This is a genomic window from Melaminivora alkalimesophila, assembly GCF_000282995.1.
Taxonomy (GTDB): Bacteria; Pseudomonadota; Gammaproteobacteria; order Burkholderiales; family Burkholderiaceae_C; genus Melaminivora; species Melaminivora alkalimesophila.
Genome location: NZ_ALEE01000006.1, coordinates 1 through 383, shown reverse-complemented (window position 1 = coordinate 383; position 383 = coordinate 1). Strand labels below are relative to the sequence as shown.

Annotated in this window: 1 protein-coding gene; it reads right to left on the bottom strand. The window is 62.4% G+C overall.

All coding sequences use genetic code 11. The features are described 5' to 3' along the window. Positions 1-383: IS91 family transposase (locus tag A612_RS00025; RefSeq protein ID WP_019372582.1), on the bottom strand; the 383-nt coding region annotated here is incomplete at both ends.

Sequence of the window (383 nt, the reverse complement as noted above, 5' to 3'; positions counted from 1 at the left end):
GCACCAGCGCGGCGATGCGGTCGATCAGCTCCAGCGGTGTGAGGTGCAGCTCATCAACCTTGGCACCGCGCTTGTCGCTGGTGGGTTCGCTGCGCTGCTTGCCGCAGCGGTACACCAGTTTGCTTCCCTCTTTGCGCAGCCTGTCCATCGCAAAGGGTGGGCGGGCGCAATAGCGCAAGAGCCGCTCAAGGCCTGGACGGTCGTGGGATTCAATGCACACCCCGGCATCCACCGAGAAACCGCTGTGTTTGTACCCCAGCATCTCTTTTGCCTCGAAGTTCTCCAGCAGCCCACGGCCCACAAAGGCGCGCAGGATACGTTTTTGCAGTGTGGTCTGCACTTGTGCCACGGGTGTCGCATCGATGCCGGTGGCCGCGTGAAAG